The 13981-nt window shown below is 62.5% G+C and carries 14 protein-coding genes; 9 read left to right on the top strand and 5 right to left on the bottom strand.

Annotated features, from left to right (window positions below; translation table 11 throughout):
- Positions 1 to 265: 265 nt before the first annotated feature.
- The 4 genes from ACFTR6_RS10450 to dnaN form a co-directional block, all read right to left on the bottom strand.
- Positions 266 to 823: a DUF721 domain-containing protein gene (locus ACFTR6_RS10450; RefSeq protein WP_377957867.1), complete on the bottom strand. Its 558-nt coding sequence runs from the start codon at positions 821 to 823 to the stop codon at positions 266 to 268.
- Positions 810 to 2012 carry a DNA replication/repair protein RecF gene (gene recF, locus ACFTR6_RS10445; RefSeq protein ID WP_377957866.1) on the bottom strand — a complete coding sequence of 401 codons (1203 nt, stop codon included), beginning with the start codon at positions 2010 to 2012 and terminating at the stop codon, positions 810 to 812. Before recF ends, ACFTR6_RS10450 begins: the two co-directional genes overlap by 14 nt.
- Before the next feature lie 25 nt (positions 2013 to 2037).
- A complete protein-coding gene (gnd, locus tag ACFTR6_RS10440; protein ID WP_377957865.1) occupies positions 2038 to 2922 on the bottom strand; it encodes a phosphogluconate dehydrogenase (NAD(+)-dependent, decarboxylating) in 885 nt (294 codons plus the stop codon).
- Positions 2923 to 3012: 90 nt separating this feature from the next.
- On the bottom strand, positions 3013 to 4137 hold the full coding sequence (gene dnaN / locus ACFTR6_RS10435) for a DNA polymerase III subunit beta (RefSeq protein ID WP_377957864.1): 1125 nt from the start codon (positions 4135 to 4137) through the stop codon (positions 3013 to 3015).
- 104 nt (positions 4138 to 4241) lie between these two features.
- Here dnaN and ACFTR6_RS10430 point away from each other — a divergent pair, with 104 nt between their 5' ends.
- Positions 4242 to 4571: a hypothetical protein gene (locus tag ACFTR6_RS10430; RefSeq protein ID WP_377957863.1), complete on the top strand. Its 330-nt coding sequence runs from the start codon at positions 4242 to 4244 to the stop codon at positions 4569 to 4571.
- 104 nt (positions 4572 to 4675) lie between these two features.
- Here ACFTR6_RS10430 and dnaA read toward each other — a convergent pair whose 3' ends face one another.
- Positions 4676 to 6097 carry a chromosomal replication initiator protein DnaA gene (gene dnaA, locus ACFTR6_RS10425; protein WP_076799436.1) on the bottom strand — a complete coding sequence of 474 codons (1422 nt, stop codon included), beginning with the start codon at positions 6095 to 6097 and terminating at the stop codon, positions 4676 to 4678.
- A gap of 470 nt (positions 6098 to 6567) precedes the next feature.
- Between dnaA and rpmH the strand changes: the two genes are divergently transcribed.
- From rpmH to ACFTR6_RS10385, 8 genes are all read left to right on the top strand, one after another.
- On the top strand, positions 6568 to 6705 hold the full coding sequence (rpmH, locus tag ACFTR6_RS10420) for a 50S ribosomal protein L34 (protein WP_003800212.1): 138 nt from the start codon (positions 6568 to 6570) through the stop codon (positions 6703 to 6705).
- A 40-nt stretch (positions 6706 to 6745) separates the two neighbouring features.
- Positions 6746 to 7171, top strand: a complete 426-nt coding sequence (gene rnpA, locus ACFTR6_RS10415) for a ribonuclease P protein component (protein WP_076799437.1) — start codon at positions 6746 to 6748, stop codon at positions 7169 to 7171.
- Positions 7164 to 7559 (top strand): membrane protein insertion efficiency factor YidD, encoded by a 396-nt coding sequence (gene yidD, locus ACFTR6_RS10410; RefSeq protein ID WP_377957862.1) that lies wholly within the window; start codon positions 7164 to 7166, stop codon positions 7557 to 7559. Before rnpA ends, yidD begins: the two co-directional genes overlap by 8 nt.
- Positions 7560 to 7575: 16 nt before the next feature.
- On the top strand, positions 7576 to 8550 hold the full coding sequence (yidC, locus tag ACFTR6_RS10405) for a membrane protein insertase YidC (RefSeq protein WP_076799439.1): 975 nt from the start codon (positions 7576 to 7578) through the stop codon (positions 8548 to 8550).
- Positions 8550 to 9113: a R3H domain-containing nucleic acid-binding protein gene (locus ACFTR6_RS10400; protein WP_076799440.1), complete on the top strand. Its 564-nt coding sequence runs from the start codon at positions 8550 to 8552 to the stop codon at positions 9111 to 9113. Before yidC ends, ACFTR6_RS10400 begins: the two co-directional genes overlap by 1 nt.
- Positions 9114 to 9132: 19 nt before the next feature.
- Complete coding sequence (rsmG, locus tag ACFTR6_RS10395) at positions 9133 to 9783, top strand: 16S rRNA (guanine(527)-N(7))-methyltransferase RsmG (protein WP_377957959.1); 651 nt, start codon at positions 9133 to 9135, stop codon at positions 9781 to 9783.
- Between the two features lie 85 nt (positions 9784 to 9868).
- The gene (locus ACFTR6_RS10390; RefSeq protein ID WP_076799442.1) at positions 9869 to 10921 is read left to right on the top strand and encodes a ParA family protein; all 1053 of its coding nucleotides are present in this window, start codon (positions 9869 to 9871) and stop codon (positions 10919 to 10921) included.
- Positions 10922 to 10988: 67 nt separating this feature from the next.
- Positions 10989 to 12296, top strand: a complete 1308-nt coding sequence (locus tag ACFTR6_RS10385) for a ParB/RepB/Spo0J family partition protein (protein ID WP_377957861.1) — start codon at positions 10989 to 10991, stop codon at positions 12294 to 12296.
- Positions 12297 to 13981 lie beyond the last annotated feature (1685 nt).

The raw sequence follows: 13981 nt of genomic DNA, 5'->3' as shown, positions 1-13981 counted from the left end.
CCGCTCCCGCGCAGAAAAAAGCGCGGGAAAACGGACTCAGTCAACGTTTCACCGGCGCCCAGTTATCTAGGGGAATTCTATCGTGAAACGTGGTTGATTCCCGCATTGGCGGGGCGTGGGCGCAGCGCAATGTGCCTCTGGCTGGCCATTGGCCCCGCCTGCAAGGCCCCAGCGGTCCCCGTTTTGGACTCCTATACGGCCGACGGCGGTTTGAGCGCCCTGCACGCCGTTTCCGCTTCGTTCACGGAAGGCGCAACCGGCGGTGCTATCCGTACGTGTCCCGGGGCCCCCGCCCGTTGACGGAACGGCCGCCCTTGCGCCAGTTCGGTGCGGCCGGGCCGAGCACCTGGATGCTGGTGACCACCCCGTCGCCGAGTTCGGTGCGGAACTTCTCGAGCAGGCTCATGCTGAGCAGCCGGAGCTGGGTGGCCCAGGCCGTGGAGTCGCACCGGACATGGAGGGTGGTGTCGGTAAAGCTTTCCGGCGTGCAGTGTGCATCGATTTCCGGTCCCACGAGGGCCGGCCACTCTGCCATGACCGAGCCCACGGCCACCGGAGAGGTCCAGCCACGCTCGGCGACCAGCCGGCCGACGACTTTGCCCAGCCCAAGGGGGTCGCGGCCCGTGGAGTGGAACTGGCTGAAGCCACGCGTTCCCTGTGCTGCGGTGCGGGGTTTTTGGTTGGCGCCTGTCGGCGCTGCTTTGCGGCGGACTTCACCGCGGGCGGCCGCCGCCTCCCGCATCCTGTTGAGCGCCGCCTGGGCAGCATCGATTTCGTCGGGATCCCGGCCCGGCTGCAGGCCGCCGTCCTTATCCCTGTTCATCGATTCCTCCCGGGATGACCTTCACCCGCCGGCCCGCCAGCTCGTCAGGAATATCGGCGTCGACGGCGGCTGTCACCAGGACCTGTTCGGCGCCGGCAACTATTGCGGCCAGTTTACGCCGCCGCTGGACATCGAGTTCGGCGAAAACGTCGTCCAGGATAAGGATCGGTGCGGAGCCGCCGGTGCGGGCGTCGTCGAGCATGACGTAGTAGGACGCCAGCCGGAGGGACAGGCACATGGACCAGGTTTCGCCGTGGGAGGCATAGCCCTTGGCCGGGGCCTGCCCAAGCACGAGGTCCAGTTCATCCCGGTGCGGGCCAACCAGTGAGATCCCCCGTTCGAGTTCCCTGCGGCGGGACGCCGCGAAGGCCTGGATATAGCGTTCGGCGAGCTCATCAACGGACAGCAAGCGGAGGTCCTCCGCGGAATTTCCCGGCGCCGAGGGTGATGTGGAAGCGCTGGCCGGCTCGCCGTCGTCGTCCATCATGTTCTGCAGGGTTGAGCGGTAGACCGCGTCCGCGGCCTTCGAACCGTCAGTGAGCTGGGCATACGCACTGTTCAGGTGCGGCCGGAGCCGCTCAACGAGTTCAAGCCTGGCGTGGAGCAGCTCAGCACCGGCGCGCGCCATGTGCTGGTCCCAGACATCGAGGGTGGCTTCATGGCCGGCGGTGAATTTGCCGGCGCGTGCCGACTTCAGCAGTGCGTTGCGCTGTTTGAGCACGCGGTCGTAGTCGCTGCGGGTTGCGGCATGCCGGGGAACCAGGCTCACCAGGAGCTCGTCAAGGAACCGGCGGCGGTTCGACGGATCCCCCTTGACCAGGGCCAGGTCCTCCGGAGCGAACAGGACGGTGTGGCAGATGCCCAGCAGGTCGCGCGCACGGACGGGGTTGCTGCGGTTGATGCGTCCGCGGTTGGCCCGGCCGCCGTTGATTTCCAGCTCCAGGATGGTGGACTGTTCGCCGCGTACCAGCTTTGCCCGGATCAGCGCCCGTTCGGTTCCGAAGCGGAGCAAAGGGCCGTCGGTGCTGACCCGGTGCGAGCTGAGCGTGGCCAGGTAGCCGATGGCCTCCATCAGGTTGGTCTTGCCGATTCCGTTGGAGCCGACCAGGACCGTGACGCCCGGTTCAAACCGGAGATCCACCTGGGCGTAGCTGCGGAAATCGGTCAGGGACAGGTGTTCTAGGTACACGCGGTGTTCAAAGCCCCCAGCGGGATCACTTGGCCGGACGGGTGGCGTGCCCGCCGAACTGGTGCCGGAGGGCAGACACCATCTTCATCGCCGGGGAGCTGTCCTCGCGGGACTCAAAGCGGGCGAACAGCGCGGCCGTGATCGCCGGTGCGGGAATGGCGTTGGCAATAGCTTCTTCCACAGTCCACCTGCCTTCGCCCGAGTCCTCGACGTAGTCGTCGATGTTCTGCAGTCCCGGATCCTCTTCCAGTGCCTTGACCAGCAGGTCGAGCAGCCAGGACCGGACCACCGTGCCCTTTTGCCAGGCGCGGAACGTGCCGGGAAGATCGCTGATGATGTCCTTGGAAGCGAGGAGCTGGTAGCCCTCGGCGTAGGCCTGCATGAGGCCGTACTCGATGCCGTTGTGCACCATCTTGGCGTAGTGGCCTGCGCCCACCCCGCCCACGTGGACGAAGCTGTCCTCGCGGTCGCCTTCGGGACGGAGTGCGTCAAAGACGGGAAGCGCGCGTTCGATGTCCGCGGGGTCGCCTCCGGCCATGAGGCCGTAGCCGTTCTGCAGGCCCCAGACTCCGCCGGAGACGCCGCAGTCGGCGAAGCGGATTCCCTTTTCGGCCAGAACTGCGGCGTGCTTCTGGTCCTCGGTGAAGCGGGAGTTTCCGCCGTCGATCACCATGTCGCCCGGCTGCAGCTTTGTACCGAGCTCGGTGATGACGGCGTCGGTGATTTCTCCGGCCGGAACCATGACCCAGATGAGGCGTGGCGCAGGAAGGGCGGCGATGAGCTCATCCGTGGAGGTCACATCGGTAACCTCCGGGTTGCGGTCGAAGCCGGTGACCTCGATCCCGCCGTTGCGCAGCCGTTCGCGCATGTTGAAACCCATTTTTCCAAGGCCGATCAGTCCGATATGCATGGTGGAACTCTTTCCTGCGAGGGTGGCGGTTTGGGCCCACGCCGCCAGGGTTCCCTGGCCGAGCTTGCGAGGCGAGGGTGGCGGTGGGGATTAGTTGGGCAGGCGCACCGGCATGACGAGGTAGCGGTAGTCGTCCTGGTCTTCGCCGTCGACATCGTTCTGCGCGGTGATCATGGCAGGCTTCGGTGCAGTGGTGAAGGAGAAGCGCACAAACTTGGTTTCAATCACGCTGAGGCCTTCAACCAGGTAGTGCGGGTTGAACGCAACCGTGATGTCGTCGCCGGAGAGCTGGGCCTCGAGCTCTTCGGAGGCCTGGGCGTCCTCGCCAGTGCCGGCGTCGAGGTGCAGTTGGCCCTGGGTGAACGCGAGCCGGACCGGGGTGTTGCGTTCCGCCACCAGGGAGACACGGCGGACGGCCTCCACAAGGTCCTGGGTCTGCACAGTGGCGTGAATCGGGGTGGAATCCGGGAACAGCGAGCGGATCTTGGGGTAGTCGCCGTCGACCAGCAGTGATGTGGTGGTGCGGCCGCCGCTTTCGAAGCCGATCAGCCGGCTTTCGTCGTCGGCGATGGCCAGGTTGATGTCACCGCTGCCGCCCAAAGTTTTGGCAACTTCGTTGAGTGTCTTGGCCTTGACCAGGGCACTGGTGGAGATCCCGGGGGTGACCGGCTTCCACGGAACTTCCCGCATGGCGAGCCGGTATCGGTCAGTGGCCAGAAGGGTGATGAGGTCGTCCTCGATTTCCATCCGTACACCGGTGAGGATGGGAAGGGTGTCGTCCTTGCTGGCCGCGATGATCACCTGGGACACAGCCTGGGCAAATGCATCGCCGGCGACAGTTCCGGTGATGGTGGGCAGCGCAGGCAGTGGCGGATACTCGGCCTCGGGCATGGTGGCGAGGTGGAAGCTGCTTCGGCGGCAGGTGAGGGTCACTTTGTTGCCGTCGGTTTCGATGTCCACCGGTGCTGAGGGCAGGCTGCGGCAAATGTCGGCCAGGAGCCGGCCGGAGACCAGGATGGTGCCTTCGTCCCGGATGTCGGCGGGGATCTCAAGCCTTGCTGAGGTCTCGTAGTCAAAGCTGGACAGGCTGACGGTCCCGGATTCGGCCTTGAGAAGGAGGCCGGAGAGCACCGGTACGGGCGGCCGCGGAGACAACGACCGGGCTGTCCATGTGACGGCTTCTGCCAGGACGTCCCGTTCGACTCTGAACTTCACGGAAGGGTGCCGCCTTTCATTGCTGCTGCCATTTTCTGAACGGGAGCTCGCCAAGAGCCCACAGGACGTTGTCCCCCGGGTCCCGGAACCTGCATGGTCTGCGCATGGCCGACCGCAAACAGACCCAGGGATGGGAGCGCTGCAGACAGCTTAGCCGGAACAACAAGGATTTCCCCATCCCCACCGGTGATGCCGGCTCTGCCGGCGGTGAGGTTGCCGGTGCTTGGAGCGGTGCGGTGGATGTCCGGGAACGAGGTTGTTGTTTGAGGGATTTCAATTTTTTGGGATTAGTAGTGTTAATAACTGCTGTGGAAACTGTGGATAACCCCGGTTTCCGGCTCGGATCCGCGGTTAAGCCCTGTTCATGGGCTGTGGGTTCGGCCTGTTTTAAACAGGCTGTGGATGGGGACAAGATTTTTGGCCTGTTTCGGTGATCCACAGACGGCTTAAGGGTTTTAAGCCCATTAACCGCGGTTGTCCCCTTAACTGTCCACAGGGTTATCCACACGCGCCTGTTAATAAGGTTAAGAACCTTGGATCAGGAGTCGCGCTGCTGCTGCTTTATCCGGTTGGTGAGCTCGGTGACCTGGTTGTAAATCACACGACGTTCCGCCATGAGTTCACGGATCTTGCGGTCTGCGTGGATCACGGTGGTGTGGTCGCGGCCGCCGAGTTCCTGGCCGATCTTGGGAAGCGACATGTCCGTCAGCTCACGGCAGAGGTACATGGCGATCTGCCGGGCGGTCACCAGCGTGCGGGTCCGGGACTTGCTGCAGAGCTCCTCCATGCTGAGCTTGAAGTAGTCCGCGGTCTGCTGCAGGATCTGGCTCGACGTGATTTCCTGGGCGCCGTCGTCGGTGATGAGGTCCTTGAGCACCATCTCCGCGAGGGCCACGTCCACCGGCTGGCGGTTGAGGCTGGCGAACGCGGTGACGCGGATGAGCGCGCCTTCGAGTTCGCGGATGTTGCTGGCGATCTTGGAAGCGATGTACTCCAGTGCGTCGTCCGGGGCGGAGAGCCCTTCGCTGAGGGCCTTCTTCCGGAGGATGGCGATGCGGGTTTCCAGTTCGGGCGGCTGGATGTCCGTCAGCAGGCCCCACTCGAAGCGCGACTTCATCCGGTCCTCGAAGCCTGCCAGCAGCTTGGGCGGCTGGTCCGAGGTGATGACCACCTGCTTGTTGTTGTTGTGCAGCGAGTTGAACGTGTGGAAGAACTCCTCCAGGGTCCGGTCCTTGCCGGCCAGGAACTGGATGTCGTCGATCAGCAGGACATCCACGTTGCGGTACGTCGTTTTGAAGCTGGCGCCTTCGTCGTCGCGGATCGAGTTGATGAAGTCGTTGGTGAATTCCTCGGAGTTGACGTACCGGACGCGGATGCCGCTGTAGAGGCGCCTGGCGTAGTGGCCGATGGCGTGCAGCAGGTGGGTTTTGCCAAGACCTGAGTCGCCGTAGATGAACAGCGGGTTGTAGGCCTTCGCGGGGGCTTCTGCCACAGCGACGGCTGCGGCATGGGCGAACCGGTTGGATGAGCCGATCACGAAGGTATCGAAAACGTACTTGGGATTGAGCCGGCCGAATTCATGCGAGGTGCTCGGCAGCATGGGCTGCGGCTTCTGCTCGATGGACGGGTCGTTGGCGAGGGAAAGCTCGACGGCGGGTTCGGGCTCCTCATGGATGGGCACCAGATCCGTGTCGACGTCGATCGCGCAGCGGATGTCGTCCGAGAAGACATTGCGGAGCGCATCGTCGAGGGCGTCCTTTACCTGGGTCTGCAGCACTTCCCGGGTCAGCTCGTTGGGGACAGCTACCAGAAGGGTGGAACCGATGAGGCCCTGGGCCTGCGCGAGGATGACAAAGCCGCGTTGACGGGGCGAAACGCGATCGTCCTGTTCGAGAAGGTTCACCACGCGCCGCCAGGAACTTCCGACAGTGTTGGCGTGGTTGGCTTCGTCTACTGTCATCAAATTTGGTTCCTCAAAGCTTGCTGCCTGCATTACATGCAGCCGCAAGTCTGGAACCAGGGTGCTGGCCCGGCTTAATCCACAGGGTTATGCACAGTCCGTGGATAATCGGCTACTGAGACACTCTAGGGGATGAAAAGCCTAGAAGATAGCTGGGAAGTGCCTTGTGGATAATTACACCGTTGTGGTTCGAAAACGGCGGTTGTGAGCCGCTTCATCCACAGGTTCTGCGCCTTGTTAGCCACAGCTGGGGAAACACGCCGGGCGGCCTGCTGGTTTGACTACCGACGGCGCTTTGCCCTACCGTTGTGGAGTCCTTTGTGCCTGCTTTCTGACCCCATTTTGGAGTTCCGGACACTTCGTGTGCCCGGCAAATCCGGGGGAAGCATGCACATACAAAACTTAGCGTCGGCCAGTTCTTCCCCTTACTGATCGGGTGGGCGCACCTTTGATCCACTGGAGTAACTAACGTGAGCAAGCGGACTTTTCAGCCGAATAACCGCCGTCGGGCCAAGAAGCACGGCTTCCGCCTTCGTATGCGCACCCGTGCCGGCCGCGCCATCCTGGCCGCCCGCCGTGGCAAGGGCCGCACCGAACTGTCGGCGTAAATACTGACTTGTCGGTTTTCTTCCTTCTGCGAGATTAGCGGTGCTTGCCACCCGGAACCGCCTGAGGACTTCTACCGATTTTTCAACAACTGTACGTTCCGGCGTCCGCAATGGACGCCGGAACGTAGTGTTATATACGGCAACTATTGGACCCGATGAGCCCAGCCGCATCGGCTTCATCGTTTCCAAAGCTGTCGGGAACGCTGTTGCGAGGAACCTCGTTAAGAGGAGACTTAGAGAAGCCGGCGCTGTCTCGCTGCGCGAGTACGGCACCGGATTCGCTATTGTGGTGCGTGCTTTGCCCGCTTCCGCAACAGCCAGCTGGGATGAACTCCTGGCGGACTACAACGCCGCCTTGGAAAACACCATGAGGCGGCTGGCTGGCCGCCTTCCGGCGGTGACCGGAAAACGGCCGGCTGGAACGCAAACGGACGCAACGACACAGGAAGGGACACAGCGTGCTTGACCCGACTGCCGCCGTCGTCCGTTCCTTCAAGTCCGCAGCAGCGGCCGTGGGCAGCTTCATCTGGAACCTGCCCCGCAACATCCTTATTCTTCTGCTCCTGGCGTATCGCAAGGTGGTTTCGCCCTTGTACGGCCAGGTCTGCCGCTTCTTTCCCTCGTGCTCGGCCTATGCGCTTGAAGCAGTTACCGTCCACGGCGCTGTCAAGGGCAGCTGGCTGGCGGCCCGGCGCCTGGCGGGCTGCCACCCGTGGAACGCCGGCGGCGTGGACCATGTCCCCGCCGGCCACCGGGAATGGCCTGAAAACCAGACCCCAAGAATTGTTGTGCTGAATAACCCGGACAAGTACCTGGCTGCTCAGACTGATGGAGAAGGCCGCGCTGCGGCCTGACGAATAGGGATATCGTATGGACTTCTTTGAAACAATCATGTTTCCGTTCAAATGGCTTGTGTCCATCATCATGGTGGGCTTCCATGAGGGCCTGAGTGCCATTGGCATGCCTGAGGCCTCCGGCTGGACCTGGACGCTGTCCATCATTGGTCTGGTGCTGGTCATCCGGGCGGCCCTCATTCCCGTCTTCGTCAAGCAGATCAAGGCACAGCGCGGCATGCAGCTGCTGCAGCCTGACCTGAAGAAGCTCCAGGACAAGTACAAGGGCAAGACCGACCAGCTGTCCCGCCAGGCCATGGCGCAGGAACAGATGGCGATGTACAAGAAGCACGGCACCAACCCGTTCTCGGCCTGCCTGCCCATGCTGATTCAGATGCCGTTCTTCTTCGCACTCTTTACCGTTCTTTCCGGTATCAGCACCGCTCGCGACAAGGGTGAGGGCATCGGTGCGCTGAGCCACCAGCAGGTGACCCAGTTCGACGAATCCACCATCTTCGGGGCCACGCTGTCCGCATCCCTGCTGCACGGCGGCGAAGGCAACCTTACGGCTGTATGGATCCTCTCGATCATCATGATCCTGGCCATGACGGCCTCGCAGTTCATCACGCAGAAGCAGATCATGGCGAAGAACATGTCCGAAGAGGCCATGGCCAGCCCGTTCATGCGCCAGCAGAAGATGATGCTGTACATCCTGCCCATCGTCTTCGGTGTGGGCGGCATCAACTTCCCCATCGGTGTCCTGATCTACTGGACCACCACCAACCTGTGGACCATGGGCCAGCAGTTCTTTGTCATCCGCCGCATGCCGACGCCGGGATCGCCGGCCGCCAAGGCCCTCGCCGAGCGCCGTGCCGCCAAGGGCCTTCCGGCCCTTCCCGTCCTGGGAGGCAAGAAGGCCGACGCCGAAGCGGAAGCAGCTGCCGCCGCTGCGGTTGCGCAGGCCCGGACGCAGCGCATCCAGCCACAACGTAAGAACAGGAAGAAGAAGTAATGTCTGTTGAGAGCTCTGAACACGCACTTTCCGCTGACCCCGGCGAAGACCAGGATTCTGTTGCCGGTACCGTGAATGCGGGCAAGGGCACGTCGGCAAGCCGCCTGGAAGAGGAAGGCGATGTAGCCGCCGACTACCTTGAGGAACTGCTCGACATCGCCGACATCGACGGCGACATTGACATTGAGGTCCGCAACGGACGCACCTACATCTCTATTGTGACCGAGGAAGAGTCCGCCGGGCTTGAGAGCCTCGTGGGGCGCGACGGCGAGGTACTGGAGGCCCTTCAGGAACTCACCCGCCTGTCCGTTCTGTCCGCGACTGAGAACCGCTCCCGGCTGGTGCTCGACATCAACGGCTACCGGAAGGAGCGCGCGGGCCACCTGCAGAAGATCGCCGAGGACGCTGTCGCTACCGTCAAGGAGACCGGTGAGGCCGTCGCACTGGAGCCCATGAGCGCCTACGAGCGGAAGATCGTTCACGACGCCGTCGCCGACCTCGGTTTCGTCAGCGAGTCTGAGGGCGAGGGTGCAGGCCGGCACATCGTCGTTTCGGCCGACTGAACCGTTGGCTGACCTACTGATGGTTGAGATCACGGCAGCAGAGCGCCAGGCGGCGGAGAAGATTTTCGGCGACCGCCTGGACCTTGCTGAACGGTACGTAGAACACCTGGCGACGTCCGGGACCGAGCGCGGACTCATCGGTCCGCGGGAGATCCCGAGGCTCTGGGGACGGCATGTCCTGAACTGCGCGGTCATCGAAAGTGAGATCCCGCAGGGCAGCCACGTGGCCGACGTCGGAAGCGGAGCCGGCCTGCCGGGCCTTTGCCTGGCCATTGCACGCCCCGACCTCGAACTGACCCTCATCGAGCCCCTGGAACGCCGGGTGATCTGGCTGCAGGAAGTGGTTGACGATCTCGGTCTGAGCAACGTCACCATCATGCGCACGCGAGCCGAACTCGCCGTCGGCATGGTCACAGCCGACGTCGTGACCGCCCGGGCCGTGTCCGCGCTGAGCAATCTTGCCGGCCTGACCATTCCACTGCTCGGCGGCGAGGGTGAAGTTGTTGCCATCAAGGGCCGCAGCGCCGCCGAGGAGATCGAGAAGGCCGCCAAGGTCATCCGCAAGCTTGGCGGCGTGAAGACCTCGGTTGTCACCGCTGGCCAGAACCTGCTCGAGGAACCCACCACTGTGGTTCGGATCGTAGTTAAGAAGACCCAAAAGAGCGCCTAGCCCCGCAAGGTGCCGCGGGTCCTTAGGGTGTAGCGGTTAGGCTAGAGAACGGCAGTGAAAGCCGAACGAGAGTGAGTGTGTCCCAGTGACGAGTAGCGAAACCTCCACGCAGCGGATTCCCCCGTTCGTGTCCCTGGGGTCGGCGCGTTCCTTCGGCGTATCGCCGGTCGCTACGACGGTAAGTCAACTTAACCCGGTTGCTGGAACCAGCACTCCGAAAGTTTCACGTGAAACCGCAGGTCGCGGCAATGTCCTGGACACGCTGGATGACTCCAGCCCCATCGCCCGCGAGCTCGCCCATGAGAACCGTCGGCGTGAGCGGCTGCTGGGCCGCAACCTGCCAAAACCGGAGAAGACACGGATTTTCACGGTTTCAAACCAAAAGGGTGGCGTGGGGAAAACCACTACCACCGTCAACATCGCTGCCGCGCTTGCCGCAGCCGGCCTGAACGTCCTGGTCATCGACATTGACCCGCAGGGCAACGCCTCCACTGCGCTCGGCATCGAACACCACGCCGACGTCGACAGCATCTATGACGTCCTGATCAACGACGTGGCCCTCGAGGATGTGGTGGCACAGTGCCCGGACATCAGCAACCTCATTTGCGCCCCGGCCACCATCCACCTGGCCGGCGCCGAGATCGAACTGGTTTCGCTCGTGGCGCGCGAGCAGCGTCTCCGCCGTGCCATCGACGTCTACGCCAAAGCCCGGGCGAAGAAGGGCGAACAGCGGCTGGACTACATCTTCATTGACTGCCCGCCCAGCCTGGGACTGCTGACCGTCAATGCCTTCTGTGCAGCCGGCGAGGTGCTTATTCCCATCCAGTGCGAGTACTACGCCCTCGAGGGACTGAGCCAGCTGCTGAAGAACATTGAGATGATCCAGAAACACCTCAATGCTGAACTGGAAGTTTCGACGATTCTCCTGACCATGTACGACGGGCGCACCAACCTGGCCGCCCAGGTCGCAGCTGAAGTCCGGCAGCACTTCCCGAACCAGGTCCTTGACGCTGTCGTACCCCGCTCCGTGCGGATCTCCGAAGCGCCGAGCTACCAGCAGACGGTCATGACCTACGACCCATCCTCCAGCGGCGCGTTGTCCTACCTGGAAGCCGCAGCGGAAATCGCTGAGCGTTAGAATTTTCCAAACACTGCAACAGCCGGAGCCCGGCATAGCCGGGCTCTTCCGATGGAGGGAATCATCCATGAGCGATAAGCGACGCGGGCTCGGTCGCGGTCTTGGCGCACTCATTCCAAGTTCCGCTTCCGCAGGCGCTTCGGGTAACGGAGCAGCTCCGTCGCGCCCTGTGGATCTCTTCTTCCCGGAGGCGCGGAAGACAGCTGAACCCATTCCGGCCGCTGAGCCGGACAAGTCCGTTCTCGGCGATGTGCCCGCTGCCCGGTCCGGCCGTAAGGCTTCGGCCGAGGTTCCTGCCGAAGCTGGTCCGGAGGCAGACGGCGCGTCAGATGGCGTGAAGTCATCCTCTGCCAAGTCCACGGCCGGCAAGTCCCAGGCTTCCAAGGCTGGCCCTGCCAAGTCTGCGGCTGACGATGCGGAGAACGCCGACGTCGATCTTCCGGACACATCCGGTCCGGCTGAGCCCACGACTGATGGTGCTTCTGGCGATTCAGCTGCCGCCGGACGTAAGGCAGGGTCAGCTGCTGTCTTGGACAATGACGTCGATCTCGTCGAGGTCCCGGGTGTCCGTTTTGCTGAGATTCCGGTTACGGACATCCATCCGAACCGTAAACAGCCGCGTACCGTCTTCGATGAGGACGACATGGCAGAGCTCGTGCACTCGGTCCGCGAAATAGGCGTCCTCCAGCCAATTGTGGTACGTACTTCCACCGAAAAAGGTGGAGAACCATATGAACTTGTGATGGGCGAGCGTCGGTGGCGTGCAGTACAGGCAGCCGGACTCTCCACGATCCCGGCGATTGTCCGTGACACCACCGATGACGACCTGCTCCGCGACGCACTTCTCGAGAACCTCCACCGCAGCCAGCTCAATCCGCTCGAAGAAGCTGCGGCGTATCAGCAGCTGCTCGAGGACTTTGGTACTACGCACGAGCAGCTGGCAGATCGTATCGGCCGCTCCCGCCCTCAGGTGTCCAACACACTCCGCCTGTTGAAGCTGCCTCCGCTGGTGCAGCGCCGGGTCGCCGCCAACGTACTTTCGGCTGGCCACGCCCGCGCGCTTCTCTCGCTCCCCGATGCGGCGTCCATGGAGCGACTGGCCCAGAAGATTGTGGCTGAGGGCATGTCTGTTCGTGCCACGGAGGAAGCGGTCACGTTGCACCGTGAGCCGGCGACGCCGGCGAAGAACAACATTCCCCGTCCGGGGGCGCGTCACGAACGGCTGGACTACCTGGCCTCCTCGCTCTCGGACAGGCTCGACACGAACGTGAAGATCTCGCTGGGTGCACGCAAGGGACGCGTAAGCATCGAATTTGCCAGCGTCGAGGACTTGAACCGCATCATGGATGTCCTCGCGCCAGGTTCAGACAACTAAACCATAATTTAAAGAAGGGCCCGTTCCGTCGAACGGGCTCTTTTCGGTTTATATGGGAATCCGCCGCTTTTGCGCGTCGCTGCGCTTCTTCAGAGATGGGACTGTCCATTACCCCGCGACAGATAGAAGTGCCCAGTGTGGGGCTGATGGGACTTCAGTGATTACCGGCTTCGGCCCATACGGAGCCTCCTGTCGCCCTACTGGGTTTGTCGTGCGGCTGTTGGCCACAGCTGCCGTGACAAGGCACGGGAGCTGGCAGCGTCCCCTCGAACATCCAGGCGTATGAGGAGTCTTGCTTTCGAATCTTTTCCGTGAACTGAGAATTTCGGGTGATGCCGGTTCTTTGCAACGGCCTTGTATTGGGGGCGGGACATCCTTTTGGTCTTAGGCCGCGTCCTGGGTTGAGGTCTCTGCGGTCTGCACTTCTCCTCGCTGTGCGCGCAGTCAGGGGCCCTTCGGCGACCTGCTTCTATGCTCTGGCTACTTGTGAACCTATGGGAGATACGGGACGAGCATTGCTGGTCCTTCCGGTGTGCTGGGTGATGCTCGACTAGGCAATGGGCTTCCCCAACGCGTGTTTCACGTGAAACGATCGCCTACAGCCCCGCTGCGGCCTTGACGATCAGCGAAGCTCTGCTTTCCCGTTAGCTGGAAGAAACGGAGTCCCAAACCCGGAACCACTGAAGCATTCGACTTGGTTTTTGCTGTGTTGGTGCCTGAGCGTCGAAGCAGGTTCGCGGTGCGCGCGTCTGCCTCATCAGGGACCGGACGCGCGGGCATGACTGCTCTTCTTCGTGGCCTGTTGCCAAGGTTCGTGCTGGTGATATGCCGTTGGCTCGTTTTAGTCGCCTGCTTCTTGGGATAGTTGGGGATCAAACCGGAGGGCAAATGAGGTGCTGTCCTTCTGGCTCTGCGTAGGCTGCCTGGTTTCGTCAGATATAGTTGTCGCGCGGAAGCGCCGGCGCGTTTCACGTGAAACGTCTTGGCTGACTGCTGTTGGTTCGCGGCGCAAGCACGTGCGGTCGGGGCAGTCGCAGTTTCACGTGAAACCTAGGGGCCGAACCGGTTGTGGCCAACGCTGCTGGCCTAGGCTGACGGTGCAGGTCCAAAGCCACCCGCCCGTCTGCTAGAAGCTATCTAAGGTTCCTGTGTCTTGCGCCCTAGTCAACCTACTGGATCTTGTTGGAGGACCCCACAGCTGACGGATCAACGCAATGAGCAAATGCGATCAAAGCGCCCGTTTGTGCCACGACGACGCCGTATGGGGGCAGGGTGCGCAATGTCGCACTACGCGGGTGCGCGGATATTCCCCCGTTCGTGAAAGTGGTCGCCAGTGCCTATCGCTGCGTGGGCCATTGAAGATACAGAACTAGTGCGCCAGGCGCTCCGAGCCCAGACGACGTATCGGTTCTGGAATGATTCTGATCCTCCCTGTTGAGCACGCGGCCTGCTGCGCGATGGGGTGAAATCTTCTAGATAGCGGAATCTCGCACCCCTACCCGTACGGCCCCCGTAGAGGTCTCACGGTGCGTACGGCTGCTCAAAATCTCCAGGTGTATCATCGCCACTTAGGACGAAACATTAGGACGATGTCGATGGGGCGGAATAGAGATCCCTTGTTGCGCGGAGCCCCAAAAGAACCACAACCGAACCAGCGGGAGTAACTAGCGTCCCGAGACACGGTT

The sequence above is a fragment of the Arthrobacter sp. NPDC057009 genome (assembly GCF_042673905.1).
Lineage (GTDB): Bacteria > Actinomycetota > Actinomycetes > Actinomycetales > Micrococcaceae > Arthrobacter.
Note: the sequence above shows the minus strand (reverse complement) of the source record. Positions and strands in the feature narration are given on the sequence as shown.